This window comes from Caulifigura coniformis (assembly GCF_007745175.1).
In the GTDB taxonomy this organism is placed as follows: domain Bacteria; phylum Planctomycetota; class Planctomycetia; order Planctomycetales; family Planctomycetaceae; genus Caulifigura; species Caulifigura coniformis.
The window spans coordinates 1,047,434-1,072,525 of sequence record NZ_CP036271.1 but is presented as its reverse complement, the minus strand read 5'-3'; the positions used below and the strand labels follow the sequence as shown (position 1 = coordinate 1,072,525).

Below are 25,092 nucleotides of genomic sequence, written 5' to 3'. Positions count from 1 at the left end.
ATGTCAGGTCTTCCTGGGCAGGATCAGGTCAACCAGGACGGCCTTGGCGAGGTGCATCCGGTTCTCCGCCTGCGGAAACACGATGCTGGCGGGCGACTCCATGACTTCATCGGTCACTTCGAGCCCGCGCCGCGCGGGGAGGCAGTGCATGAACTTCGCCTTCGGTCCCGCGGCTTTCATCAGGTCGGAGTTCACCTGGTAGGAGGCGAAGACCCTGGCCCGGTGCTCCTTCTCGGCTTCCTGGCCCATGCTGGCCCAGACATCGGTGTAGACGATCTGGGCGCCTTTGACGGCGGCCTTCGCGTCGTCGGTCTGCATGTAGACGAACGACGGGTACCTGGCCTTCAGATCTTTCTCGAACTGCTCGGAGAGCTGGTAGCCCTGGGGAGCGCCGATGTGGAAGTGGACGCCCAGCTGGGCGCACGCAATCGCCAGAGAGCGCGCGACGTTGTTGCCGTCTCCCACGTAGGCCAGCGTCAGACCTTTCACAGGGCCGAAGTGTTCCTGCATCGTGAACAGGTCGGTGAGCGCCTGACAGGGGTGGTCGTCATCCGACAGTCCGTTGATGACCGGACTGCGTGAGTACTTTGCAAAGTCTTCGATGAGATCCTGCTTGAAAGTGCGCAGGACGATCGCGTCGGAGTAGCTGCCGAGCACCCGGGCGACGTCGGCGGTCGATTCCCGTCCATTGAGGCCAGCGTCGGCCGAACTGAGGAAGATGGAGCTGCCACCGAGCTGCTGCATGGCGGCTTCAAAGCTGACTCGCGTGCGAAGCGACGGTTTTTCGAAGACCTGCGTCAGAACGCGGTTTTCCAGCAGGGCCGGACGTTCGCCCTTCGCCCATTTCTGCTTCAACCCGGCCGCGAGCTCGAGCAACCGGGCGGTATCCTTCGGTTCCAGCGACGACATCGTCGTGAGATTCTTCATCTCAGTGCCTCACTCAATGGGTTGTGGGAAACTGGGGCAACCGGGAAGCATGGCGGGGCTCAATGGCCCTGCCCGCGCCCGGCAACCCGCGCTCCCACCAGAAACGCCAATGCCTTCAGCACATCGCTGAAGGCTCGATGAGAAGTGTCCTCTGACACTTCGCCGAAGTATCAGGTTCGGCCCGGAACAACTCCTTTAAACACCTTCCGCTGAATACTCGACTGGAACGGGGTCCAGCTGGACTGCGAATTGGGATCGCTGTCGATGAGGGCGACGAACTCGTGCACCTTGGCGTCGAGCGTGTCGAGATAGTGCAGCACCACGGCTTCGGGAGTCATCGGAAGCTTCGGGCTTCCGAAGTCATGACTGCCGTGATGGCTGAGAATCATGTGTTTGAGGCGCAGGGCGATTTCTTCGGGGAAGCTCTCTCCCTTGCGGTCTTCCCAGGCCCGGATTTTCTCCGTCAGCATTTCGACGCCGATGGAGAGGTGCCCGAGCAGCTGCCCTTCGTCGGTGTACAGGAAGGTGGTTTCGAATCCGAGTTCACGGACCTTGCCGATGTCGTGCAGAAAGACGCCGGCGAGAACGAGGTTGAAGTCGACGCGGGGATAGAGGTCGCTGATGCGAGAGGCGACTTCCATCAGGCTGACGATGTGCTCGAGCAGACCGCCGTGATAGGCGTGGTGCAGGCGGATGCCGGCGGGCGCCTTGAGGAGCAGCGGCCGAAGCTCGGTGTCGTCAATGAATGACTGGAGGACTTCCCGGAGGGGCGGCGGTGAGATGGAGTCGATCAACTCCTGCAGCCTGGGGAGGAGGCGATCGGAATTGACCGTCGACTCCATTTCGAATTCCTTGGGGTCGACGGCGGCGTCGGGGACATGGTCGATGTCCCGGAGGATCAACTGCAGGTTGCCCTGGAAGACCTGCACTTTTCCGCGGACCTTGACGTAGTCGCCCTGGCGGATGTGCCCGACCGAATCTTCGGACACGTTCCAGAGGAGTCCGCTGACCTGCCCTGTTTTGTCCCGCAGCTGCGCCAGCAGATACAGATCGGCGTTGCGGTTGGCGCGCAGCTGCTTATCGACGAGGAGAAAGATTTCGTCGACGGGGGTGCCGTCCGTGAGTGTATTGACGTATTGCCTGGGCATCAGCCAGCGGGAATCGAAAGTCGCTCCGCCGGCAACACGCGCCCCTGCGCCCATCCCGCTGCGGAATCCCGTAGTGTAGGCGAGGGGGAGGGGAACCTCAATCGCAAGGAGAAGGGGCGTTCATCGGAACGGGGCCGGTGAGTGGAAGCGATGTGTCGCCCCTCTCGGGGCTTTTTCAGGCTGACATAAGGTTCCACGGGCTGACGCCCGTGGCTACTCAGTGCCGCCCCTCGCGGGGCTCACTGCCACCGGCGCGCACGCTTCGGTCCAGAAAGGTCTGCCGGTATCCCAATCGCCCCGCACAGGTGAAGAGCCCGAGGAGTATCAGTCCGGGCGTCTGGAAATGAATCATGAAGGAGACGGGCCCTTCCGTTGCATTCGACTGCTGGCGAGGGGCTCGATATGGTTGTGGTTTGCGCTCGACCCGGCCCGCAGAGGGAGGCCGGGTCACCATGATTCGTAAGGCGATTGTTCAAAATGGCGTCACGGAAGAAGACTGAGACATCGACCACCTCCAGCCGCAAGGCGCCGATTCCCGCGGAGCAGCGGAGCGACGCGGACCAGCAGGCGACGATCGCCGCGGGACTGGCGCCGACGTTCGAGTCGAACCGGCCGACGATCTTTTTCAACGAGCCTCTGGCCGATTTCTCGCAGGACGAACAGCTCGAAGCGATGCAGGAGGCGCTGCAGCTCGTCGAGGATTCGCTGGGCGAGGAGTATCCGCTCCTGATCAACGGCAAGCTGATCGAGACGCGGGCGAAGCTCACCTCACGAAACCCTTCGCACAAGAAGCAGGTGGTGGGGACTTCCGGGTCGGCGACGAAAGACCACGCGGTCCAGGCGGTGGAAGCCGCGAAGCGGGCGTTCAAGTCGTGGTCGCGGATGGATCCGAGCCTGCGGGCGGAGTATCTGGAGGTCATCGCGTCGGAAATGCGCGGTCGCCGGTACGAACTGGCGGCGTGGGAAGTTTACGAATGCGGGAAGCCGTGGGCGGATGCGGACGCGGACGTCGCCGAGGCGATCGACTTCTGCATGTATTACGCCGATCAGATGCGGCAGCTGACGCAGCCGCTGAACGCGGACGTCGACGGCGAAGAGAACAGCTATCACTATCGGGCACGCGGGGTGGCGGTGGTGATTGCCCCGTGGAATTTTCCGCTGGCAATCCTGTGCGGCATGACGGCGGCCGCGATGGTCACTGGAAACACCGTCGTGATGAAGCCGGCCGAGCAGTCGCCGGTGATCGCCGCCAAGTTCATGCAGATCATCCGCGACGCGGGGGTTCCCGACGGCGTGGTGAACTTCCTGCCGGGCGTTGGTGAAGACGTGGGACCGGTCCTCGTGAATCATCCTGACGTGGACATCATCGCGTTCACCGGCTCGCGGGCGGTTGGCCTGCAGATCAACGAATCGGCCGCGCGGACCACCCCCGAGCAGCACTCCGTCCGCCGCGTAATCTCGGAGATGGGGGGCAAGAACGCGATCATCGTGGATGATGACGCCGACCTCGACGAAGCGGTCGTCGGCGTGATTCACAGCGCCTTCGGGTATGCGGGGCAGAAATGCTCGGCCTGCTCGCGGGTCATCGTTCTGGAGCCGATCTACGACCGGTTCATCGACCGGCTGAAAGAAGCGACGGAGAGCCTTGTCGTCGCGGCCGTGGAGAATCCCGCCGCGTGGATGGGCCCGGTCATCGATGAAGAATCGCTGAACCGGATCAACGACTACATCGCCATCGGCAACGAAGAGGCGAAGCCGCTGGTCGCGAAAGAGGTGGGGAAACTTGCGGGTGAAGGATACTTCGTGGGCCCGCACATCTTCACGGACGTCGACCCGGGTTCCCGCCTCGCGCAGCACGAGATCTTCGGGCCGGTGCTCGCGGTGATGAAGGTGAAGACGTTCGAGGAAGCGCTCGACATCGCCAACAACACGGAATACGCGCTGACCGGCGGGGTGTTCAGTCGGAGTCCGCAGCGGCTCGCCAAGGCGAGGGCGGAAATGCAGGTCGGAAACCTGTATCTGAATCGCGGGATTACGGGCGCCGTCGTCCAGCGACATCCGTTTGGCGGATACAAGATGTCGGGGATCGGATCGAAGGCAGGGGGACGGGACTACCTCACCCAGTTCATGATTCCCGTCAGCGTCTGCGAGAACACACTGCGACGCGGGTTTGCTCCTTCGACGGACGAGGCGCCGGCGGAGTAGCGGCAGAACATCCTCGTTTGCTTTTCGGCACGACAGCGGAAAGCAGGCGTCTGACCCCGTTCTGATGGATCCATGGCTGTGCGTTGCGTCTTACTGCTGGCCCTCGCGATTGCCTGCACGGGTTGCGGGGGCCCTCCGTCGGGCGAACAACCATTCCTGACCCGGACCTACCGCACGGCGGACGGTTCCACCGCACATTATGTGCTGTTCGTTCCACCGAATCGCGATCCGGCCGAGAAGCTGCCGGTCATCCTGTTCCTCAACGGCTGGGGCGAGAACGGAAACGACGGGCTCCGGCAGATCAGCAACAACTTCGGCGGCGACATGTGGCGGATGCGGGCCTGGTTTCCGTTCCTGGCCGTCTGCCCGCAGTGCACCTACAACGCCGAATGGACGCCGGGTTCGAAGAACGCGGAACTGGCGCTCGGGGTTCTCGATGAAGCGATCCGCGAGTTCAACGGCGATCCTGACCGGGTGTCACTGACTGGCGCATCGACCGGGGGAACCGGCGCCCTGAATATCGCAGTCGCGAATCCCGATCGGTTCGCCGCGGCATTCCCGATCTCCACGGCCATTCACATCTCGCCGCAGGCGATCCCGGGCCGGCCTCTTCCGATCTGGAACTTCTTCAACGCGGGGGATTCCTCGATCCTCGTGAGGGAGGCCCGGACCGCGCGGAAACGACAGTACGAGGCGGGAATGAGCCCGCTCGTCACGGAGTTCAATCAGGGGGGACACAACGCCTGGGATGCGGCGTATTCGTCTCCCGCTCTCTACGAATGGCTCCTGCAACAAAAGCGTGGCCAATCCGATCCGTTCGCGCCCTACCGGTTTCTTGCTCCCCAAAAGGGGATTGCGGAATGGACGAGCGAGGAGGGTTCGCACTGGTTGGCCGATGGCGATGAGTTCATTGCTCCGCCGGGCGACAGCCGAAGAGAACTGACCTCCCCTGCCTTCACGGGGGACTGGGCCGTCCACGTGGACGCGCAGCTTGGCCCGGGCCATGCCGCGACGGTGGCGCTGCGGGACGCCCAGGGGGGACGCGCCGAATTGGGTCTTGTGCTCAGCAGCGACGGATTTGCCGAACTGACATCGTCCGGCAAGGCGGCCGTCACCATTGATGCCACCGCACAGCGGGCATTGCGGCGGGGCTGGAATGACATCCGGTTGCAGAGTTCGCAGGGGCGGTTGTCCGTGCTGCTGAACGGGTGGCGGGCGCTGACGGATGTCGACCTGCCGCTGGCCTGGCCTGTGCGGTTGTCGCTCGTGAAGCCGGCGGGCGACGTGCGGACGCGGTTCCGGTTCCTGCGCGTCTCCGGGGCGATGGAGGGCGCGAACCGGTGACTCCCCTGCTCCTCCTGTTCGTGATCGCATTTCAACCGGCGCCGAAGAACGCAACGGAGATCGTTGCGACATGGAACGAGCGCCCGGCCATTGAATCGGCCGACATCGAACTGTCGATCGAGCGTGACTCGCGCGACCGGACGTTCGGCGCACTTCGGGCCACATCAGATGACTCACGGATCCGGCTGCGTTTTACGCCGGAGCTGTATCGGCTGGACGCCCCCCGTCTGACGGCCGTCCGGCGGGATGGTCGGACCCAACCGGCCGAAGCCAATCCGGATCGCGCGCGGATTGAATTCCGGAATGTCCTGCTGGAAGAACAACTTGCCGGACCGCAGACGGTTCCGCAGATCGAACCGGCGACCTTGATCGTGCATGCCGACGGTGAGGAACGGGGACTGCAACTGAGCGTGATCGACCGGCTGCTGGGGGTCGCGCCGCTGTGGTCGATGCAGCCAATGCGGTTCCTTGATGCGGCGAGCGTGACGGTGGAAGAAAATGCCGGCGGGAGCGACTGGCGACGCGTGACGGCGAACCAGCGGGCGGGCGGACTGGTGGAACTTTGGACCGACCTCCGCTCCGCGGGGCGACCGCTGCGCATCATCCATCGTGTGAAGGACCAGGCGCTCTGGCAGATCGATTTCTCGTACAGCGAGTCTGAACCTCGTTTTCCTTCCCGGTATGTCGTGCAGACGATTGGCCACGCGGGCGAGGCGCTCGACTTCGTGGAAGCGTCGCTCGTGCGGGTGGACGTTCCGCCGACGCCGCTGGATCCGGTCGAGCTCGCCAGGATGGATTTCGTGAACCGGGATGCTCCCCGTCTTCCGAGTCGGTCGGCCGTCCTGGTCCGCAGCGTCCTCCGCAAAGCTCTCGACTCGCTTTGGCTGCCCTTGGCCGCCATGGCGCTGTGCGGCCTCGCGCTGCTTCGTCGCCGGGCGTCCTCGCCACGCTGAGTCTCTCCGTGGGGCGATTGTCAACGGCCGCCGCCGGTCGCCATGATGGTCATCGATCGGGTGTGAGGGGTCGGGATGGGCCGTCCCTTCTCTCTTCCTCACTTGTTGCAGGGGCGAGTGCAATGAGGCTGGCAGTTCTGGTGACAGCGGCGATTCTCGTGTACAGCTGGTCGAGCGCATCGGCCGAGTATCCGGCTCTCGAGAAAGGAATCGCTCCGGCGATCGAGGAACCGGCCAGGCTGATCGGTGATCAGGTCGTCCATGTGGGAGTGCGCAATCTCACCGGGCTGACGCCTCCCTGGAAACTGCCTGAAGCGATCCAGTCGGAACTGGTCGCCGGGCTGGCGGGAGCCAAGGTCAAGGCGATCAACGCGGGGGATGACAACCTGCTGGCGTTCCTCGGGCAGGGAACCGCGGCGTTCAGTTCGAAGGACCAGGAACGGGCGCGAAGGGCTGTTCCCGAAGGGTTCCTGCTGCTGGGTGAGTTGAGGCGCAGCGGCCAGGCGCCGGCGCTGTCACTCACGCTCTGGAATGCCCAGGGGGAGAAGGCATGGGCCAAAGAATTCCCGCTCGAGTCGGCCGCGCTGGCGGTGGCTCCGAACATTCCGGTGTTGAACCAGGAGGTTGTCGCGGCTGCTGCGGGGAAGTCGGGCCAGTGGGTGGGGAACAAATCGTCGTGGGGATTCGTGGCGGAGACATTGAAGGAGGTGGGGGCCGTCCGGTCAGGGCTGTATGGGTTCGGTCGCGAACTTGGTCGCGGGGAACCGTGGGCACCGGGGGATGTGCTGCAGTTCGTGGGGGTGCGTTTCAAGGAGGAGAAGAGCAAGCGATATTCGAACCTGACCCGGCACACGGCGATCGTGGAGAAGGTGAACTCGCCGATCGAGATCGAGATCCTCCACCAGAACTTCAACGATCAGCCGGTGGCGCGCCGGAAGCTGCGATTTGATGAGTTGCAGAAGGGCTACCTGGTGGCATTCCGTCCGACGAAGGACGAGTCGCAGGTCGGCCTCGCCCGCGCGCGGCGTGTGCGCGCGCCGGAGCCTGACACCCAGAGCGATGGCTCAGTGAATCTGCTCACGATGATCGATCCGCAGATCGATGCTCTTCGCGGAATCTGGCACCGCAGCGACGGGCCGCTCGAATCGTTCAAGCAGAGCTTCGGCGGAATCCAGATTCCTTATGACCTCCCAGATGCGTACACGCTGACGATCCGGGCGAAGCGGGTTTCCGGCACGGACAGCTTCGGGCTGGGACTGAAGGTGGGAGACAGCCGGGCATTCCTGGTGCTGGACGCCTACGACGGGGTCACGGGATTTCACCTCATGAACGGCAAGCGGGCCAATCAGAATCCGAGCACGCGGAAGGGTCGGGTGCTGGAGCCGGACCAGGTGGTCGAACTCGTCTGCCAGGTGACGCCGCAGAGCGTCTCACTGAAGGCGGACGGCAAGGAGCTGGTCGACTGGAAAGGGGATCCGAGCGTGTTCAAGGTCGACGAAAAATGGAAGACACCCGAGAAGCCGTGGCTGTTCCTGACAGCGCACGAGAGCATCATCGAGATTACGCGGATCAAGCTGAGTTCGCCCTGAAGAAGACCCACGGATCAGACGGATTGAACGGATCAAAAGAAATGTGATCGCGTGAAGGCGTTGTCCGTGGGGCCGGGCGGTTACTTCTTGCGTTTCGCATTGGCCTTGGGCTTGTCCTGCGGCTTGGTCAGGCCTTTCGCGGCGACGAGTTCCGGGGGTTCGAGCGTTTTGCCCTGGTCGTTCGTCTCTTCGATCCACTGCTCCAGGACGCCGCGCAGTTCCGTCAGTTTCTCGGAGGTCGCCGGCTTCTGAAAAATGGCCAGGTTCTTGATCTGGTGCGGATCGGATTCGAGGTCGTAGAGTTCTTCGGCCGGCATGGTGGGCCGGCAGAGGACTTCCTGGACTGGAGTGAGTTTGCCCTGGGCGTGGAGTTCCTTGAGGAGGTTCCACACGGGATATTGCCGCTCCTTGTAGTCGTTTGTCTGGAGGAAGGGCCGCTCGGGGGTGAAGTTGCGGATGTAGCGATAGCGGTCGTCGCGAACGGTCCGCAGACGAAACACCGTTTCGTCACAGCGATCGCGGGCCCCGAAGGCGTACTTCCTCGCCGGCTCGGCCTTATTCCCGAGGAACACCTGGCCCTGCATGCCTTGCGGCTTGTCGGCCCCGGCCAGGGCGAGCATCGTCGGCGCCAGGTCGATCGATTCCACGATCCGGTCGGTCACGGTTCCGGCCTGATACCCCTCGGGGGCTGCGACTCCGGGCGGCCAGCGAATCACGAGCGGGACGTGCAGCCCTTCCTCGTAGCAGAACTGCTTGCCGCGCACGTGCGCCTGGCCATGATCGGCGGTGAACACGACGACCGTATTCTTCGCGAGTCCGTCCTTTTCGAGCTGTTCGAGGATCAATCCGACTTTCCGATCGAGTTCGCTTGCAGCGTCGAGGTACCGGGCCCAGTCCTTCCGCGTGATTTCGTGATCGGGATAGTAGGGCGGGATTTCGACGAGCGCCGGATCGGCTTTTTCGGGGGCGTGAAACTGCCGGTGCGTTTCCTGGAAGTTGACCTGAGCGACGAAGGGCTGGTGTTCCTTCAAAGCGTTCCATGCATCACTGTCAAACGACGTGCCGTCGTCGGCAAAGTTCCAGTCCGTCTTGCCACTCCCTTTGAATCCGAAAGACTCCGGCAGCTTGCGAACATTCGCGGTGAAATAGCCGGCGTCGCGGAACCAGTTCGTGACAACTTTCACGCCGGCGGGAAGCTGGTAGCCGTCGTCGCGGTGCGAGCGGTGGTTGTGTGCGCCGATGGTCGTCTGGTACATGCCGGTCATGAAGGCCGACCGGCTGGCGGAGCAAACCGGCGCCGTGCTGTAGGCGCGCGTGTAGCGCATGCCGGAGGCAGCGAGAGCATCGATGTTCGGGCTGAAGACCTGCTTCGTGCCGTAGCACGCGAGTTCGGGTCCGAAGTCTTCGGCGATCAGCCACAGGAAGTTCGGCCTGTCGGCAGCCCGCGCCGGCGCCGCGGAGAGCGATGCCAGAACGGCGACCAGAAACCAGACGGGCGTCCACACGGGAAGTTTCATTGCGCTCACTCCCTCGTCAGAGAATCTCGAATCAGTCGCGTTGCTTCGTCCACAGGCGCTCGCGGGCCTTGCGGACCATCTCCTCGGCCAGTTCCGGCGTTTCCGCGAGGGCGGTCAAATGCCCCATCTTGCGTCCCGTCCGCGGCTCGGCCTTGCCGTAGAGATGCAGCTTGACGTTGGGCATTCCGAGAGCGGCCGTCCAGTTGGGACCGCCGGGGGCTTCCCAGACGTCTCCCAACAGGTTCGCCATCGCCGCAGGACGAAGCTGTTCCGTCGACCCGAGCGGCAACCCGCAGACGGCCCGCACCTGCTGCTCGAACTGGCACGAACGGAAAGCATCAATCGTCAGGTGTCCGGAGTTGTGCGGCCGCGGGGCCAGTTCGTTGACGACCAGCTGCCCGTTTTTCCGGACGAACAGTTCGACGCACAGGATCCCGACGGCGTCGAGCCCTTCCATGATCTGCCGACAGAGGAGGACGGCCTGGCCACGAGTCTGAACGTCGAGGACCGCAGGAGGGCAGATCGAGACGTCGAGAATATGGTTGCGATGAATGTTGTGGATGGGTCCGTAGACGCGGAAATCGCCCTGGAGCCCGCGAACTCCGACGACCGACAGCTCGCGCTCGAAATCGACGATGCCTTCGAGGACGGCCTCATCGGTGGCCAGCGAGTTCCACGCGGCCGCGAGGTCATCCGTCCGGCGCACGCGGACCTGCCCTTTGCCGTCGTATCCCCAGGAAGCGGTTTTCAGGATGCCCTGGCCATCGATTCCTGGGCGGTCGATCGCGTCGGCCAGCTCTTCCCGGGAGCGCACAATGGCGAAGGGGGCCGTGGGAATGCCCTGCGACTTGAGCCAGTTCTTCTCGCGGCTGCGGTGCTGCGCGGTGTGCAGCACGTTGGCGCCGGGCCGGACCGGCGCGAAATGTTCGATCGCCTTCACGGCGGCCACGGAGACGTTCTCAAACTCGAGGGTGACGACGTCGACCGCTTCGGCGAACTTCGCGAGTTGGTCGAAGTCGTCGTAGGCGCCGACCCACTCGTGGTTGGCAACCTCTCCGGCCGGGGTGTTCTGATCGGGCGAGTAGACCTCGACCCGATAGCCGAGCCGACGGGCCGCGATCGCAAACATCCGCCCGAGTTGTCCGCTGCCAAGGACGCCGAGGGTCGCGCCGGGAAGAATCGTGCTCATAGGGACGAGTCTTTCAGGACGTCCTGCGTCAGCTTCGTGTAGTAGTCATGGAGCAGCTTCCGGAGTTCGGGCCGTTCCGTGGCGAGAATGCGGACGGCCAGGAGGGCCGCGTTCTTCGCCCCTGCTTCGCCGATCGCGAGCGTTCCCACAGGGATGCCTCCGGGCATCTGCACGATCGACAGCAGCGAATCGAGACCGCTGAGGGCGCGGCTTTGAACCGGAACTCCGAGAACGGGAAGGATGGTCTGGGAGGCGACCATGCCGGGGAGGTGGGCCGCGCCGCCGGCTCCGGCGATGATGACGCGCAGCCCGCGGCCTTCCGCCAGCTTCGCGTATTCGTTCATGCGATCGGGCATGCGATGGGCCGAGACGACCTGGCACTCGTGCGGCACGCCAAAGTGCGTGAGGATCTCGGCAGCAGCCTGCATGGTTTCCCAGTCGGAGCGGCTGCCCATGATGACGCCGACAAGCGGCGATTCGGCGTTGGACATGAAATGATTCAGGGGTTAGCGACGATGAACCGCGATGATATGGGGATCGAAGGCTTCCGACCAATGCACGCATGACGCCCGGGCGCGTGGTCTGAATTCATTTTCGAGATCGGAAGAGGCGCGGGCGCCGCCGTTCGCGGCCCGTTTGCGTCGGGCCGGGCTGTCCTTCATCATCGCGGCATGTCCGCCACCGCCGAAGAGTTCGCTCCCGCATCGACTTCCGAACTGGCCAGATTTCTCGCCGCCAATGCGGCGCAAGAGCGGGCCGCGGTTGTTCCAGCCGGCGGCCGGACGTCGCTCCGCATGGGGGATCCAGTCATCGCTCCGGCGCGACTGATTTCGATTTCGACCATGCAGAAAGTGGTCGACTATCCGGCGCGGGACATGACGATCACTGTGGAGTCGGGAATCCGGTTCGCCGACCTGCAGAAGATCCTGGCCGCCGAAGGGCAGCGGCTGCCGATCGATGTTCCGGATGCACACCGCGCCACGCTGGGAGGAGCAATCGCGGCAAACACGTCGGGGCCACGGCGACTCGGACAGGGCACGTTCCGGGACTACGTCATCGGGATTTCGGCCGTCGACGGAATTGGCCGGCCGTTCTCCGCAGGGGGCCGCGTCGTCAAGAACGTCGCCGGTTATGACCTGTGCAAGTTGCTTGTCGGCTCGCTGGGGACTCTCGCAGTCATCACCCAGGTGACCCTCAAGCTTCGCCCCGTTGCGGAAGCACTGCGCGTCCTCTGGCTGACTGCCGAGACCGCCGAGCAAATCGAGGCGTGGCTGGTGCGGCTGGGACTGTCGGAGACCCGGCCGACGGTGGTGGAGGTCGTCAATCGCCGCGCCATTGCCTCCCTCGCGGCCGAATCCCGCGTGGATCTTCCCGCCGCGGAACTCGCGCTGGCCGTCGCTTTCGAAGGCTCAACGGAAGAATGCGACTGGCAGATGGCCGCCGTGGAAAAAGAACTCGGGCCCTCTCCGGGGGCCGTCCGTCTCGCCGATCCACAGTCCGCGCTGCTGCTGCGGGCGCTGGGGGAATTCCAGGCGGCGGGAGACGATCCTGTCACATTCTCGGCCTCGGTCCCGTCATCCCGGGTGGCGGCATTCGTGATGGAGGCGTCGCGTCGCGGGGTGACGGTGCAGGCGCACGCCATCAACGGAATCGTGATCGGCCACCTTCCGGACGAGTGCGTGACGGCGGGCGCCGCGAGTGAGATCATCACTCCGCTGCGGAAGTCGGCCGAGTCGGTCGGGGGGAGCCTGGTCGTGTGGAACTGCGACGATGCCTGGAAGCCGACGCTCAACGTATTCGGCACTCCGCAGCCGACCCGCCGCTGGATGAAGGAGGTCAAGAACGCCCTCGATCCGCACGGAGTGCTGAGTCCCGGACGCCTGCCGGCCTAAGTGGAGAGCGTCGCCTCGCGTATTGCTTCCCGCGCGACGAGGCGACATTCTACAGACTCGTTGATCCCATCACATTTCGATGCTGCAGCCGAGACCGTCGGCGCTCGAAGTCCCGCCACTCAGCCGCCGTCGCATCTGTGCTCATCTTCGTCCTCGCCTGCTTCCTGACCGCGTTCGTCATCTCGGCCGGGGCGACGGCGCTGATGCGTGTCATCGCTCCAAAACTCGGGCTGATTGATCGCCCGGCCGCGAGAAAGGTGCACACGACTCCGACGCCGCTCGGCGGCGGCGTGGGGATCGTGTGCGGATTCGTGGTGACGATGTCGCTGGCGACGCTCGCGGTGTGGTTGCTCGCGCGTGACACGACGCCTCCCGAGTGGCTTCCGAAATCTCTCCAGCCGCATCTTGCGGGAGTTCTGCAGCGCGCGCCGCAGCTGTGGGGACTGCTCGTGGCCGGCGTGGTCCTTGCGGTCATGGGGCTGTGGGACGATTTCCGCGGGTTGTCGTGGAAGGCGCGTCTGGCCGTGCAATTCGGGCTGGCGATTGCGCTCGTCTTTGCCGGGGGCATCCAGGCGACGGTGTTCGTCAGCCAGCCGTGGGTGGGGCAGCTGCTCACCGTTCTGTGGATCGTGGTGCTGATCAATTCGTTCAATTTCCTCGACAACATGGACGCACTGTCGTCCGGCATCGGGCTGATCGCGTCGCTGATGTTCGCGACGGTGATGCTCGGCATGGTTTCCGAACCGCGCTGGTTCGTCGGGGGGGCGCTCCTGGCGCTGGCGGGGTCGCTGGCCGGATTTCTCTGCCACAACTGGCCTCCCGCCCAGATCTTCATGGGGGATGCGGGATCGACGTTCATCGGCCTGAACCTCGCCTGTCTAACGGTGCTGGGGACTTTTTACGATGAGAAGCTCGGTTCGCAGCATGTGATGCTCGCGCCGCTCTGCGTGCTCGCCATTCCGCTCTATGACATCACGTCGGTCATCCTGATCCGCCTGCGGGAAGGCCGGAGCCCGTTCCAGCCCGACAAGAAACACTTCTCCCATCGCCTGACGGAGATGGGAATGACCAAGCGCAACGCGGTGCTGGTCGTCCACCTGACGACGATCACGACCGGCCTGGGCGCTCTCCTGCTTTATCGCGTGTCCGACTGGATCGGGGCGGCCATCGTTACTGCCCTGGTGCTCTGCCTGCTGGCGGTCGTGGCGATCCTCGAAACGGTCGGCCGATCGAGTTCCAACGGGGAAACGGCCATCAAGACGCCCCCCGCCCCGCTTCCTCAGGACGCGAAGACCTGAGATGGCCCGCCCCCGGAAAACGCCCGTCCTCACGAGTGATGAGCCTCCCGCCCAGCGAGGATGGCTTCCACTGCTCGACATCGTCGGACTGGTGCTGATCGCGATTCGCTGGTTCACTCCGACGGAAGGAACCTTCCAGGGCGACACTCTCTGGATCTCCCAGCTCTGGCTGGGCTGGGGAGTGCTGGCGTCGTGGTCCGCATTGAGACAACAGGTTCATTGGACGAAGCGCGGAGGCCTGTGGGCGTGGGGTCTCGGGCTTATTGCGGCGGGGCATGTCGTCGCCGGCGTTGCCGTGATGGCGACGGAAGGCCAGAAACGGTCGGCGCTGAATGGATTGTGGGAATGGGTGAGCCTCGCGCTCGCGGCCGTGTGGTTTCATCACCGTGCTTCGTCGAGCGGGTTCCGTCGCACCTTTCGAATCACGCTGATTGCTTCGGCGGTCGGGCTCTCTGCACTGGGAATCTGGCAACGGTGGGTCTCGCATCCGGCGCTGGGCCAGGCCGTCATCGAGTTCGATGAGCTGGAATCGAAGGTCCCGTCGCTGGAGGGGAGCGAACGGCGTCAGGCCGAAACTCGATTGCGGGCGCTGGAGCGAACCCTGGGAGAATACCGTTCGCTCGATGCCAACGGCCGGCGCGCGATGCGGCAACGGCTGCTGGAATCGAGCGAACCGCTCGGACGCTTCGCCCTGACCAACAGCCTGGCGGCGCTCCTGCTGGTCGGCCTGATTCTCTCCCTCGGAGAAGCCTTCACGCTCTGGCAGGCCGGCGGTCGATCGACGGCGCAGGGCCCTGCGGATCCGCACGTTTCGAAGATCGTGTTGACGATTGCTGCGCTGCTCATCGCGTTCGTCCTGCTGTTGACGAAGAGTCGCACCGCGTGGGGGGGATGCCTGGCCGGCGGTATGACGGCCGCGGTGGTGGGCACGCGCGGCCGATGGAAGTCGGTCATCGGCTGGGGCGTCGTCGCGGCGGGCGCGATGGCGGTCCTGGTGGCTGCGACGTGGGCCGCTGGGGGACTCGACCGGCTTGTGCTCACGGAGGCCCCGAAGTCGCTCGAGTACCGGACCGAGTACTGGATCGGCGCGTGGCGGGTGATTCAGCAACACCCCTGGATCGGGATCGGTCCGGGGAACTTCCGACAGCATTACCTGGCTCACAAGCTGGCGAAATCGAGCGAGGAGGTTCTCGATCCGCACAACTTCCTGCTCGAAGCGTGGGCGACGAGCGGACTGGCGGGCATCGCGGGGCTGGTGCTGTTGATCGTCGCGTGCCTGACCGCATTCCGGCGACCGCTGGCCGGGAACACGCAGGACGCGGGCGGCGGGGACTGGCGGTCGTCGGCGCCGGCCATCGTGTTCGGGGCGGGAGGGCTGCTGTCTGTTGTCGCCTTGTACCTGGGCGGACAGGCGGACTGGGAACTCATCGCCGCCAGCGCGACGGCAGTGCTGGCCGCGATCGGACTGAACCGGACGACGGCTTCAGGGAGCGTGTTGCCCGTCGAAGGCCGCGAAATCGCGACGCAGGCGGCGTGGTGCGGCCTGTCGGTCCATCTCCTCGGGGCGGGGGGAATGGAGATGCCGGCCATCTTCCAACTCTGGTTGTGTCTCTCGTCCCTGATCGTCGCGCCCCGGGCGGCCCTCGCCGCGGCGCATTGGCCCGCCTGGCTTCCGGGCGCTGCCCTCGCGATCTGCGGGCTCGCGTTCTTCGGGCAGTTCGCGACCGCGACGATTCCATCGCTCAATTCGAGATCGCTGACGGACCTCGCCTTTGCGGATTCGATGACGGGACGACGCCCGGACCTGGCGGACCGGCAGCTGAGCGAGGCGGCTGCGGCCGATCCGCACGATCCGACTCCGTGGCGTCATCGGGCCCAGCTGGCGTTTCAGCAGTGGACCCGCACCCGCGACGGCGAATGGTTCGACCGGGCGATCGAGTATCAGCACGAAGTGATCCGCCGGGATCCCAGGCATGCCCACGACTACCGGGCCCTGGCCGATCTGCATCTGAAACGTTTCGCGGTCGACCAGCGGCCGCAGGATGCGGAAGCGGCGATCGAGGCCACGAAGAAGGCACTGATCCTGTACCCCAATCAGCTAGCGAGCCGGCAACTGCTGGCCGATGCTCTGGTCGCGGCGGGGCGCGGGGAGGAGGCCCGGGCCGCGGCGCGAAGTACCCTGGAACTCGATGCGCTGTGGTTGAAGCTGGGTCACTACGACAAGGTGCTCACGCCGGACGTCCGTGAGCGGATGAAGGCGCTGGCGGGCGAACCGGAGTGATCGCGGCGTTTCGTTCTACGAACTGGCGCTGCGGTACTGGGACAGCGCCTTGTGGAACACCAGGCGGGCGACCACGAGCAGGATGATCGTTCCGATCGGGGCGAGAATGGCGACCCGGATGTCCGGGTCGAGCGCCTTCTGCAGGATGACGCGAGCCGGAACCGTCACCACCAGCAGCAATGGAATCACGAACGACAGTCCGAACCAGAGCGTTTCGCCGATCCATCCCTGGTTGCGGTAGATGCCCTGCGGGTAGCGGCCGAACGACGTGACGTAGAACCAGAAGTCGTACAGGCTCTGATTCCGGCCGAGCCAGACGCTCGTGCTCGCGAGGATCAGCATCAGCGCGTAGTAGAAGGCGACGCCGAAGCCGACCAGGCTGAAGTAAACGAGCACCCTGCCGGGAGTGATCTCAGCCCCGGCCTGCCACAATGAACGGCCCAGGAGGGCGAGCGCCAGCAGGACCTCGATGACCTGTGACCAGCTGAACTGCTGGGTGGAGATGAGGAACTGGGCGTCAATCGGCTTGAGCAGGGCGAAGTCGAGGTCTCCCGTGCGGATCATCTCCCCGAAATTGGCGCAGTTGGGCATGAACAGCCCTTCCACGATCGCGTTGATGAGCATGCCGGTCGCCATGAAGGCGAAGTATTCGTGTTTCGACCAGTCCCGGATGAGCGGGGCCTGCTGGTAAATCACGTCGAACAGGACGATCTGGGCTGCGAACCAGAACAGGATCGTCAGCACCTCGGCAATGAAGTTGCCACGGAAGGTCATCTCGCGCACGAGCGCGTTGCGGACAAAGGTGAGCCAGACGCGGACGTAGTTCGGGCGAAACGACATGTCGGCAATCGTAGAAGATCACCGGTCGAGCGGCATCCACCCGGCATCATCCCCTGCCCCCTCCGTGGAGGGTTGCGCCGGACTTTCGGAACCTGGTCCGGAATGGCGTGGTCCTCCCGGGGCGTGAAATTCCACACTCTGGCGAGGCCGGTGTGCGGCCGGTTGCGACCTCCCGGTCCCAGAATTAGCATACGCCGCTTCAGCTGCTTGTATTCAACACCGAGGAAGGTCTGGCCGTGCCGGAAGCTCTCAACGTCGATCAACTTAAAGCCAAAGCCCTTGAGATCCGGAAGCTGATCATCGAGATCACGACCGAAGCGGGCAGCGGCCATCCGTCCAGCAGCCTGTCGGCCTGCGACGTTGTGACCGCCCTGTACTTCGGCGGTTTCATGAACTTCGACGTCAAAAACACGACCGATCCGAACCGTGACCGGTTCATTCTCAGCAAGGGGCACGCCTGCCCGGTGCTGTACTCCGCGATGGCTTTGGCCGGTTACTTCCCGGTCAAGGAAATCATGACCCTCCGCAAGCTGGGCAGCCCGTACGAAGGGCACCCGAATATGAAGCGGCTCCGCGGCATCGAAGCCTCGACCGGCTCGCTCGGCCAGGGACTGTCGCTGGCGGTCGGACACGCCATCGGCGCCAAGATGGACAAGAAGGGCTATCACACCTTCTGCATGACGGGCGACGGCGAAATGGGTGAAGGCCAGGTGTGGGAAGCCATCGCCTCGGCCGAGAAGTACAAGCTGGGCAACCTGACGCTGATCGTCGATCAGAACGGGTTCCAGCAGACGGGCGCGACGAAGGACGTGCTCGACATGCTGCAGTTCCAGCCGAAGATCGAATCGTTCGGCTGGCATGTGCAGACGATCAACGGCAACGACATGTCGCAGGTCGTCGATGCCCTGAAGAAGGCCAAGGCCGTCACCGACCGCCCGACGGCCATCGTCTCGAAGACGCAGAAGGGCTTCGGCATCCTGCCGCTGCTCGAAGCTGAAGGGGACATCAACTACCACGGCAAGCCGCTGTCGAAGGCGCTGGCCGAGAAGGCACTGGCGTTCCTCAGCCAGTCGGCGTGATCGCTCGAATCACCGCAAAGCCCAGCCGTCACCGGCTGGGCTTTTTTCGTTGAGGCCGGGCGGCGAACGTCGGATTGACCGGAACCCGAGGCTCGATGCATCATCCCCGCTGGCGGGCCAACGGGGTTTCGAGGAATCGGTCAGGACGTTTGGAGGTGGCGGATGGAGTCTGCCGGACGAAGTTTCTGGAGAGCGCTGGTTCTGGCGGCGCTCGTCATGTCGCTGACGCCGAGCGTGCACGCGCTGCTGATCATGGGGGGCCGCGAGCGCCAGCGGCGGAAGGACTGGTCTCCCGCCGTCGAACGTGTCGCCAATCTCGATTCGCGAGTTGCGTGGTTCGAGGGCCCCCGGATCGGCCGGAAGACCGATTTCGAATACCAGGGAGATGCGGCCGCGCTGACAGTCGCCCTGAAGGCGCTCGCGGAGATTGAGGGGCCGCGGCCGAGAGTCGTCGTCACCGACGATCGGCGGATAAGTGCGTGCCTCCGCGCCAAACCGGAGATCGACTGGACCTTTGTGTACTGGGAGAAGACCGCGTTTCTCGTCTACGACAAGAATCGCCAGATCGTCGACCCGGGAACTCCGATCCCCACACCGGAATTCCGCGTCTATCTCGGCAACGGACTGGAGTGGTCAAAAGTCGTGGTGCCGGCCGGTGTGGACCTGGTCGATGAGCGACTGTCCGCCCGGGGGTATCGGCCCGAGGATGGCGGTGTTCTCGAAATGACGGTCGTCGACTCCCGGGACGGCACACCGCTCAAAGCGGCGGAGCTGAAGATCGAGCGAACGACTCCCGTCGATGGAGATCCGACCGGGGTCGAGGTCACCCGCGCGGAATCGAACGGCGAAGGACGCATCATGCTGACAATGTTGCCCCGCGAGACGCTCTCACTGACGCTCGAGAGGAAGGGGTTCCTGTCGCTCTCACTCGGCCCGGTTCATTTTGGCAACACGCCCTGCCTCGTTCGCGAAGTGCGCATGACGCCGTCACTTCCGCCGTACGGCAACGAATTCAGCCCACCGGAAACGCGGTGAACGATGCGCGGGCCGAGCCTCAGCCTGCGTCACTTCGGTATTTTCGCGGAGTGACCCCCATCCGCCGCCGGAAGTGGTGCGTAAACGCCGCCTGGTCGCAGAAGCCGAACCGGTTTGCGATCTCGGCGATGGGCGCGGTGCTGTTGCGGAGTTCCTGACCGGCCGCTTCGATGCGCAGGCGGATGACATACTCCTGGATGCTGATTCCAAACCGCAGTCCGAATTTTCGTCGGAGCTGACGTGCGGACAGGAACGCGCGATCGGCGATCTGCTCGACGGTCAGCCGCTCGTGAAGATGGTCGCGGATGTAGTCGACCGCGCATTTCAATTCGTCTTCCTCGGACAGAACGCTTCGTCGTTCGGACAGGCACTGGAACATTCCCATGACCCCGATCACGCGCCCCTCGACGTCGCGCACAGGGTACTTGCTGGTGACGACCGGGTTTTCGTTCCGCCAGGCCTCGATGCGGTTGATCAGCGGCAAGCCAGTCGCGAGTACGCGGCGATCATCCTCGCGGTAGTGATCGGCCTGCCGCAGAGGAAAGAGGTCGTAGTCGGTCATTCCCGTGACGTCCTCGTCGTCCGGGAGCCCCAGTCTCGTCCGGAGGAGCGAGTTGAACGCGATCGTCCGTCCGTCGTGATTCTTCAAGAAGAAATGGACGCCGCTGAGGTGTTCGAAGACGTCCTGCAGCGCGGAGCCGGGCGACAGGCGGGAATAGAACTCGTCGCGAAACGAAGCGTGGGCGTCGGCTTTCGCAGTTTGCGTCTTCGCGAACAGGAGAGATGGCTTCTCGGGCATGGCCGAATCTCACAAAAGAATGTCCGCTCCTGACAAGAACCGCGAGACGCCACTCTTAGTATGGGGCGCAGACCGGTGTCTCGGTCAAGGAAGCGTATCGCGTCCGGCGGTGTCTCAATAGTTGTTTCCGCACTCCGGTGCTGATGTTCACAGAGACTTCACACTCTGTCGCCAACGTGTTGCTCCTGACGCGTCGCCGCCTGACGGCGATGCGTTCAGCCTCTGCCAACTGGCAAGACGGCCCCAACCAGAATTCCTCCCTGCTGAGCCAGCGGCCCCATTCTCTTTTGTTGCGAATTCTCCGCCGACAGGACGTGTGATGACTCAGAAACCACGACGCTCCGCCTTCACCCTGATCGAACTGCTGGTCGTGATTGCGATCATCGCAATCTTGATCGCACTCCTGCTGCCGGCCGTGCAGCAGGCCCGTGAGGCGGCCCGCAGGACGCAGTGCAAGAACAACATGAAGCAGATCGGACTCGCCCTCCACAACTACCACGATACATATCGGACATTCCCGATCGGGACGATCGCTCCCCGGAACAAGCCGAACTGGCGAGTCAGCGTTCTGCCGTACCTGGAGCAGGGCGCGGTTTACAACTCACTCGATTTCGCCGGGCTCAACAACATCGGCGGCTTCGCCTCGCGCAACGCCGCCGGAACGTTCGGCTACGGGACCGGCGCGAATTCGATCCTGAAAGGCTTCAAGGTTCCCGCCTTCAACTGCCCGTCAGGCATCCTGGGGGCCACCGCCAACAGCACGCCACCGCCGATGAACAACGCCGACCTCGGCCAGACGATGGACTACGTCGGCGTCATGGGAGCGACGCCGGATCCCGCCGGGCGAACCACCGGAACCTGTTCGGTGCAGCTCGGCTACGGCGGCATCTTCTGCAACAACGGCATGCTCATGCCCAACATTCCGTTCCATATCGGCATGTGCACCGATGGCACCACCAACACCCTGCTGGTCGCCGAGCAGTCGGCGCCGGTCGCCGGCATGGATATCCGGAACAACTACTTCGGCGGCTGGGCCGGCTACACCTCCGGGAATGCGACCACGACGTACCGCGATCCGGTGACGTTGTCGGCGAGCTCCCAGGCCTTCGGAACCGGGACCACCACTGTCCGCTACCGGATCAATTCGCAGACCGTGTCGACCGGCTCCGACAGCAGCTACGACGCCAACACGATTCTGAACAGCCAGCATGTGGGCGGGATCCATGGCCTGCTCTCGGATGGCAGCGTGCGATTCATTGCCGACATCATGGACTTCGGAACCACACTCCGGCTTTCCGCCCGCGACGACGGCACACCTGTCGGCGAGTTCTGAAAGTTTCCCATCTCTGCAATGCCCCCTCGCTCGGAATCTGTCGAACCATGTCCATGCCGCCTCTCCGAAACTCAGTGATCTGGCTGGTGATGATCGTCGCGGCCTCCGGCTGTTCGAACGAACGGACGATCGAGTACGCGAGCGCGTCAGGAACCGTCACCCTGGACGGCAAGCCTTTGCAGGACGGCGTCGTATCGTTCGAATCGTCCGTCACCGGCTTCTCCGCGATGTCGAAGCTGGATGGACTCGGAGAGTTCCTGATCGAAAAGATTCCAGTCGGAAGCTACGCCGTTTCGATCTCGCCTCCGGCCCTGCCGGACCCCGGCGAGAAGCCGCAGCCCAGGCCGGCCCACTATGGACCATTGCGGCCGGTTCCCGCGAAATACCTCGCGGCGGCTGCCAGCGGCCTGACGGCCGAAGTTCCTGCCGCGGGAATCGATGGCCTCAAGTTCACTCTGACGAAGTAGTCTGTCCCCTCCGAAGTCCCCCACCTGAGTCCTGCTCCATGAAATGGATGACTGCCTGCGCCCTGATCGTGATGGGCCTCCCTGGTTCCCTCGCCGTTGCTGAAGAATCGACCGGGGCGAAAGCGTCGTCGAATGTGGTCACCCAGCAAGACACGATCTACGGCCAGGTCCTTGGCGCCGCGTTGCTGGCCGACATCGCTTACCCATCAAACCCCGCCGGAAAAACGCCTGCGATTCTCTCCATTCACGGCGGCCGCTGGATGCGCGGAACCAAGCGCGACAACGGTGTGATCAACGTCGAGCAGTGGGCCGGCTTCGGCTTCTTCGCGATGACGATCGACTACCGGCTTCGCGGCTGCTCCGCTCCGCCGGCCTGTTATCAGGATGTGCAGTGCGCCATCCGGTTCCTGCATGCCAACGCCGAGAAGTACAACATCGATGAAGACCGCATCTTTCTGATCGGGCAGTCGGCCGGAGGACACATGGTGTCGCTGGCCGCGACGATGGGGAACGGCGACTACCCGAAGACCGGGGGCTGGGAAAAGGCCCGCGATGATTTCCGGGCCTCGATCTGCGTCTCCGGCCCGCACGACCTCACCACTTGCCCGTGGGGCAATCTGTGGACGCCTGCCGACATCGAGCCGATGAAGGCCCGCGAGCTGGCATCGCCGATCCGTTATGCCTCACCTTCGATGAAGCCGCTGCTGATCTTTCATGCGGACAACGACAAGTCGGTGCCGATCGACAACGCTCTGGCGATGGTGAAGGTGCTCAAGGAGAAGAACTGTCCGCACGTTTTTCATCACTATGAAACCGCGGGACACATGAGCGTCACGCCGGAAGTGATCGAAAAGTCACTGGCTTTCATCCAGAAAGTGACCGAAGGCGAGCCGCTCAACGAAGCGTCACCCTAAGGGAGGCGCCGAGCTACCCCGTCCGCGGCAGGTCCATCAGTTCGGCGAAGCGGTCGAGCACGATCAACTTGAGCGGGGCGAACTCGGCCGTGTCGATTTCGCCGCTTTCGACGAGTTGCATGGCCGCGGTGCGGGTTTCTTCGAGCAGGTCCCTGTCGCGCACCAGATCGGCGGAGCGCAAAGGCAGTTCGCCGTGCTGGCGGGTGCCAAGCACATCTCCCGGGCCGCGGAGTTCGAAGTCTTTTTCGGCGATCTCGAACCCGCTGCTCGTCGCTTCAAGGGCCGAGAGCCGCGCGACCGCATCGGGCGCATTCGATTCGGAGAACAGGAAGCAGTAGCCCTGGTGGGAGCCGCGACCGATGCGTCCCCGCAACTGGTGCAGCTGCGACAGGCCGAAGCGTTCGGCGTCCAGGACGACCATCAGCGTTGCGTTCGGAACGTCGACGCCAACCTCGATCACGGTGGTCGCGACAATCCCCTGCAGCTCGCCGTGGCGAAACTGCTCCATTCGCTCATCCCGGTCGTCGCGATCGAGTTGACCGTGGACGAGACCGAGTCGCACTCCCGCCAGTTCCGACTGCTGCAGCTGCTCGAAGACGTGCGCGGCGCCTGCGCGTCCGGTGGCCTCGTCGCCTTCGATCAACGGGCAAACGACATACAGCTGCCGCCCCTGCTGCAGCCGTCCACGAATGAACTCCCAGGCTTTCCGGCGCGAGGTCGGGGCGGTCACGCGCGAGGTGACGATCTTCTGGCGACCGGGCGGGAGGTCGGTGACGCTGGTGAGGTCGAGATCGCCAAACTGCGTGAGGCAGAGGCTGCGCGGAATCGGCGTCGCCGTCATGACGAGCACATGGGGCGCCATGCTGCTTTGCCCTGCGAACCTGGACCTCTGAGCCACGCCGAATTTGTGCTGCTCATCAATGACGGCGACGCCGAGCTTCGCGAAGTTCACGCCTTCCTGGATCACGGCCTGCGTGCCGATGACGAGGTCGAGTTCCCCGGCCGCCAGACGCTCGCGAACGTCGCGACGTTTGGAATCGGTGAGACTTCCGGTGAGGAGGGCACGTCGCACGCGGCTCCCCTCCAGGAAGCCGTCGATCGTTCGCCAGTGCTGCATCGCGAGCAGCTCGGTGGGGGCCATCAGCACCGCCTGGTGCTGCGCGGCGATCGCCACGAGCATCGCGTAGATCGCGACGACCGTTTTTCCGGCGCCGACATCAGCCTGCAGGAGGCGGTGCATCGCACGTCCCGACTGGAGGTCGGTGATGATGTCGCGAATGGCGGCGTTTTGCCCGTTGGTGAACGGGAATGGAAAGAGCCGGCGGATGCGGGCATCAATTTTCGCCGTGACCGGAAGAACCGGGGGATTGGAGCGACGGCCCCACAGCCGGCGACGGAGGGCCACGCCGACCTGGAACTCCAGCAGGTCATCGAACAGGAGTCGCCGGCGAGCTGATTCATACTCGGCCATGGACCGCGGTTCGTGAACCTGGCGGACGGCGGTTGTCAGCGCGATCAACGAATTCGCGGAGGCGAACGGGGCCGGGAGCGGATCGGAAACATATTCGCCTCCCTGCTCGAGGGCGGCATGGACGACACGCTTCATCTCGTGGAGGCGGAGTCCCTCGGTGAGACCATACCGGGTCACGACGCCGCCGTGGGCGTCGTCATCCTCTTCACCAAGTTGCTGCAGCCTGGGATGGGAGAACTCCCAGCGGCCATCCTTCTTCTTCGGTTTTCCGGAGAAGAGCCAGCGTGACCCGGGCTGCATTTTCTGTCGCATCCAGGGGGCGTTGAACCAGAGGGCCCGCACGAAGTCGTCGCCGCAATCGAGCAGCGCGGCTGTCAGCGTTCCCCGGCGCGTTTCCCGGGAGTCCGATTCGGCAACAACGCCGCGCACCGTCTGGAGTTCGCCTTCGACGAGGTCGACGGGGGATTTGACCTGCGTGAGATCGAGCACATCGCGCGGGAGACGCCAGAGCACATCGTCGACCGTCCGCAGATCGAGTTTTTCGAGCAGGGCTGCGCGCGCCGAGCCGACCCCCGGCAGGAAGCGGAGCGGCGACTGCAAGGGGCTGCCTTCCCCGGGCGGGAACGCGGCGGCGTCGGTGCGGTCGTTGTGGGGGGCAGGAGACGAGGACATTCGCGGACAGGAGGATGGTGAACAAACGCACTGTAGTGATGGTTCCGGCCGGGGAGCGAGGTCGGCCGGTCAGTGACTCCCATTTCGAGGAGACGACCGGTAGACTCCCGACACACCCAGACTGGCGGACTGCCGCCGG

General features: G+C 64.2%; 20 protein-coding genes. 12 read left to right on the top strand and 8 right to left on the bottom strand.

Annotated features, from left to right (window positions below; all coding sequences use genetic code 11):
• Positions 1-3: 3 nt before the first annotated feature.
• A complete protein-coding gene (argF, locus tag Pan44_RS04265; protein WP_145027585.1) occupies positions 4-927 on the bottom strand; it encodes an ornithine carbamoyltransferase in 924 nt (307 codons plus the stop codon).
• A gap of 170 nt (positions 928-1,097) precedes the next feature.
• A complete protein-coding gene (locus Pan44_RS04260; RefSeq protein ID WP_145027583.1) occupies positions 1,098-2,075 on the bottom strand; it encodes a 3'-5' exoribonuclease YhaM family protein in 978 nt (325 codons plus the stop codon).
• Between the two features lie 477 nt (positions 2,076-2,552).
• On the opposite strand from Pan44_RS04260, the gene pruA reads away from it, so the two are divergent.
• The 4 genes from pruA to Pan44_RS04240 all read left to right on the top strand — a co-directional run bounded on the left by pruA (position 2,553) and on the right by Pan44_RS04240 (position 8,166).
• Positions 2,553-4,280: an L-glutamate gamma-semialdehyde dehydrogenase gene (gene pruA / locus Pan44_RS04255; RefSeq protein ID WP_145027580.1), complete on the top strand. Its 1,728-nt coding sequence runs from the start codon at positions 2,553-2,555 to the stop codon at positions 4,278-4,280.
• Positions 4,281-4,352: 72 nt separating this feature from the next.
• A complete protein-coding gene (locus Pan44_RS04250) occupies positions 4,353-5,624 on the top strand; it encodes a carboxylesterase family protein (RefSeq protein ID WP_145027578.1) in 1,272 nt (423 codons plus the stop codon).
• Entirely contained in the window at positions 5,621-6,577 is a 957-nt protein-coding gene (locus tag Pan44_RS04245; protein WP_145027576.1) for a hypothetical protein, read from the top strand. Before Pan44_RS04250 ends, Pan44_RS04245 begins: the two co-directional genes overlap by 4 nt.
• Before the next feature lie 122 nt (positions 6,578-6,699).
• A complete protein-coding gene (locus Pan44_RS04240; protein ID WP_145027574.1) occupies positions 6,700-8,166 on the top strand; it encodes a hypothetical protein in 1,467 nt (488 codons plus the stop codon).
• 80 nt (positions 8,167-8,246) lie between these two features.
• Here the strand turns inward: Pan44_RS04240 and Pan44_RS04235 are convergent, their stop codons facing one another.
• From Pan44_RS04235 to purE, 3 genes are read right to left on the bottom strand one after another with little or no spacing between them, the layout of a single operon-like run.
• The gene (locus tag Pan44_RS04235) at positions 8,247-9,683 is read right to left on the bottom strand and encodes a sulfatase family protein (protein WP_145027572.1); all 1,437 of its coding nucleotides are present in this window, start codon (positions 9,681-9,683) and stop codon (positions 8,247-8,249) included.
• Between the two features lie 31 nt (positions 9,684-9,714).
• A complete protein-coding gene (locus tag Pan44_RS04230; protein WP_145027570.1) occupies positions 9,715-10,872 on the bottom strand; it encodes a 5-(carboxyamino)imidazole ribonucleotide synthase in 1,158 nt (385 codons plus the stop codon).
• Positions 10,869-11,363, bottom strand: a complete 495-nt coding sequence (purE, locus tag Pan44_RS04225; RefSeq protein WP_145027568.1) for a 5-(carboxyamino)imidazole ribonucleotide mutase — start codon at positions 11,361-11,363, stop codon at positions 10,869-10,871. Before purE ends, Pan44_RS04230 begins: the two co-directional genes overlap by 4 nt.
• Positions 11,364-11,543: 180 nt before the next feature.
• Between purE and Pan44_RS04220 the strand changes: the two genes are divergently transcribed.
• The 3 genes from Pan44_RS04220 to Pan44_RS04210 all read left to right on the top strand — a co-directional run bounded on the left by Pan44_RS04220 (position 11,544) and on the right by Pan44_RS04210 (position 16,343).
• Positions 11,544-12,764, top strand: coding sequence for an FAD-binding oxidoreductase (locus tag Pan44_RS04220; protein ID WP_145027565.1), 1,221 nt, complete (start codon positions 11,544-11,546; stop codon positions 12,762-12,764).
• A gap of 137 nt (positions 12,765-12,901) precedes the next feature.
• A complete protein-coding gene (locus tag Pan44_RS04215; RefSeq protein ID WP_231754222.1) occupies positions 12,902-14,062 on the top strand; it encodes an MraY family glycosyltransferase in 1,161 nt (386 codons plus the stop codon).
• Position 14,063: 1 nt separating this feature from the next.
• A complete protein-coding gene (locus Pan44_RS04210; RefSeq protein WP_145027563.1) occupies positions 14,064-16,343 on the top strand; it encodes an O-antigen ligase family protein in 2,280 nt (759 codons plus the stop codon).
• A 15-nt stretch (positions 16,344-16,358) separates the two neighbouring features.
• Here Pan44_RS04210 and Pan44_RS04205 read toward each other — a convergent pair whose 3' ends face one another.
• Positions 16,359-17,183 (bottom strand): ABC transporter permease, encoded by an 825-nt coding sequence (locus Pan44_RS04205; RefSeq protein WP_145027561.1) that lies wholly within the window; start codon positions 17,181-17,183, stop codon positions 16,359-16,361.
• A 236-nt stretch (positions 17,184-17,419) separates the two neighbouring features.
• Here Pan44_RS04205 and Pan44_RS04200 point away from each other — a divergent pair, with 236 nt between their 5' ends.
• Together Pan44_RS04200 and Pan44_RS04195 are read left to right on the top strand one after the other, a co-directional pair.
• Positions 17,420-18,262: a transketolase gene (locus Pan44_RS04200; RefSeq protein WP_145027559.1), complete on the top strand. Its 843-nt coding sequence runs from the start codon at positions 17,420-17,422 to the stop codon at positions 18,260-18,262.
• Positions 18,263-18,424: 162 nt separating this feature from the next.
• Entirely contained in the window at positions 18,425-19,297 is an 873-nt protein-coding gene (locus Pan44_RS04195) for a hypothetical protein (protein ID WP_145027557.1), read from the top strand.
• A 19-nt stretch (positions 19,298-19,316) separates the two neighbouring features.
• On the opposite strand, the gene Pan44_RS04190 is transcribed toward Pan44_RS04195, so the two are convergent.
• The gene (locus Pan44_RS04190; RefSeq protein ID WP_145027555.1) at positions 19,317-20,096 is read right to left on the bottom strand and encodes an AraC family transcriptional regulator; all 780 of its coding nucleotides are present in this window, start codon (positions 20,094-20,096) and stop codon (positions 19,317-19,319) included.
• A 319-nt stretch (positions 20,097-20,415) separates the two neighbouring features.
• On the opposite strand from Pan44_RS04190, the gene Pan44_RS04185 reads away from it, so the two are divergent.
• The 3 genes from Pan44_RS04185 to Pan44_RS27235 are packed head-to-tail and all read left to right on the top strand — an operon-like array spanning position 20,416 to position 22,810.
• Entirely contained in the window at positions 20,416-21,429 is a 1,014-nt protein-coding gene (locus Pan44_RS04185) for a DUF1559 domain-containing protein (RefSeq protein WP_145027553.1), read from the top strand.
• A 47-nt stretch (positions 21,430-21,476) separates the two neighbouring features.
• Positions 21,477-21,896, top strand: a complete 420-nt coding sequence (locus Pan44_RS27240; protein WP_197453835.1) for a carboxypeptidase-like regulatory domain-containing protein — start codon at positions 21,477-21,479, stop codon at positions 21,894-21,896.
• Positions 21,897-21,934: 38 nt separating this feature from the next.
• A complete protein-coding gene (locus Pan44_RS27235) occupies positions 21,935-22,810 on the top strand; it encodes a prolyl oligopeptidase family serine peptidase (RefSeq protein WP_197453834.1) in 876 nt (291 codons plus the stop codon).
• 13 nt (positions 22,811-22,823) lie between these two features.
• Here Pan44_RS27235 and recG read toward each other — a convergent pair whose 3' ends face one another.
• Positions 22,824-24,953, bottom strand: coding sequence for an ATP-dependent DNA helicase RecG (gene recG / locus Pan44_RS04175; protein WP_145027549.1), 2,130 nt, complete (start codon positions 24,951-24,953; stop codon positions 22,824-22,826).
• Positions 24,954-25,092 lie beyond the last annotated feature (139 nt).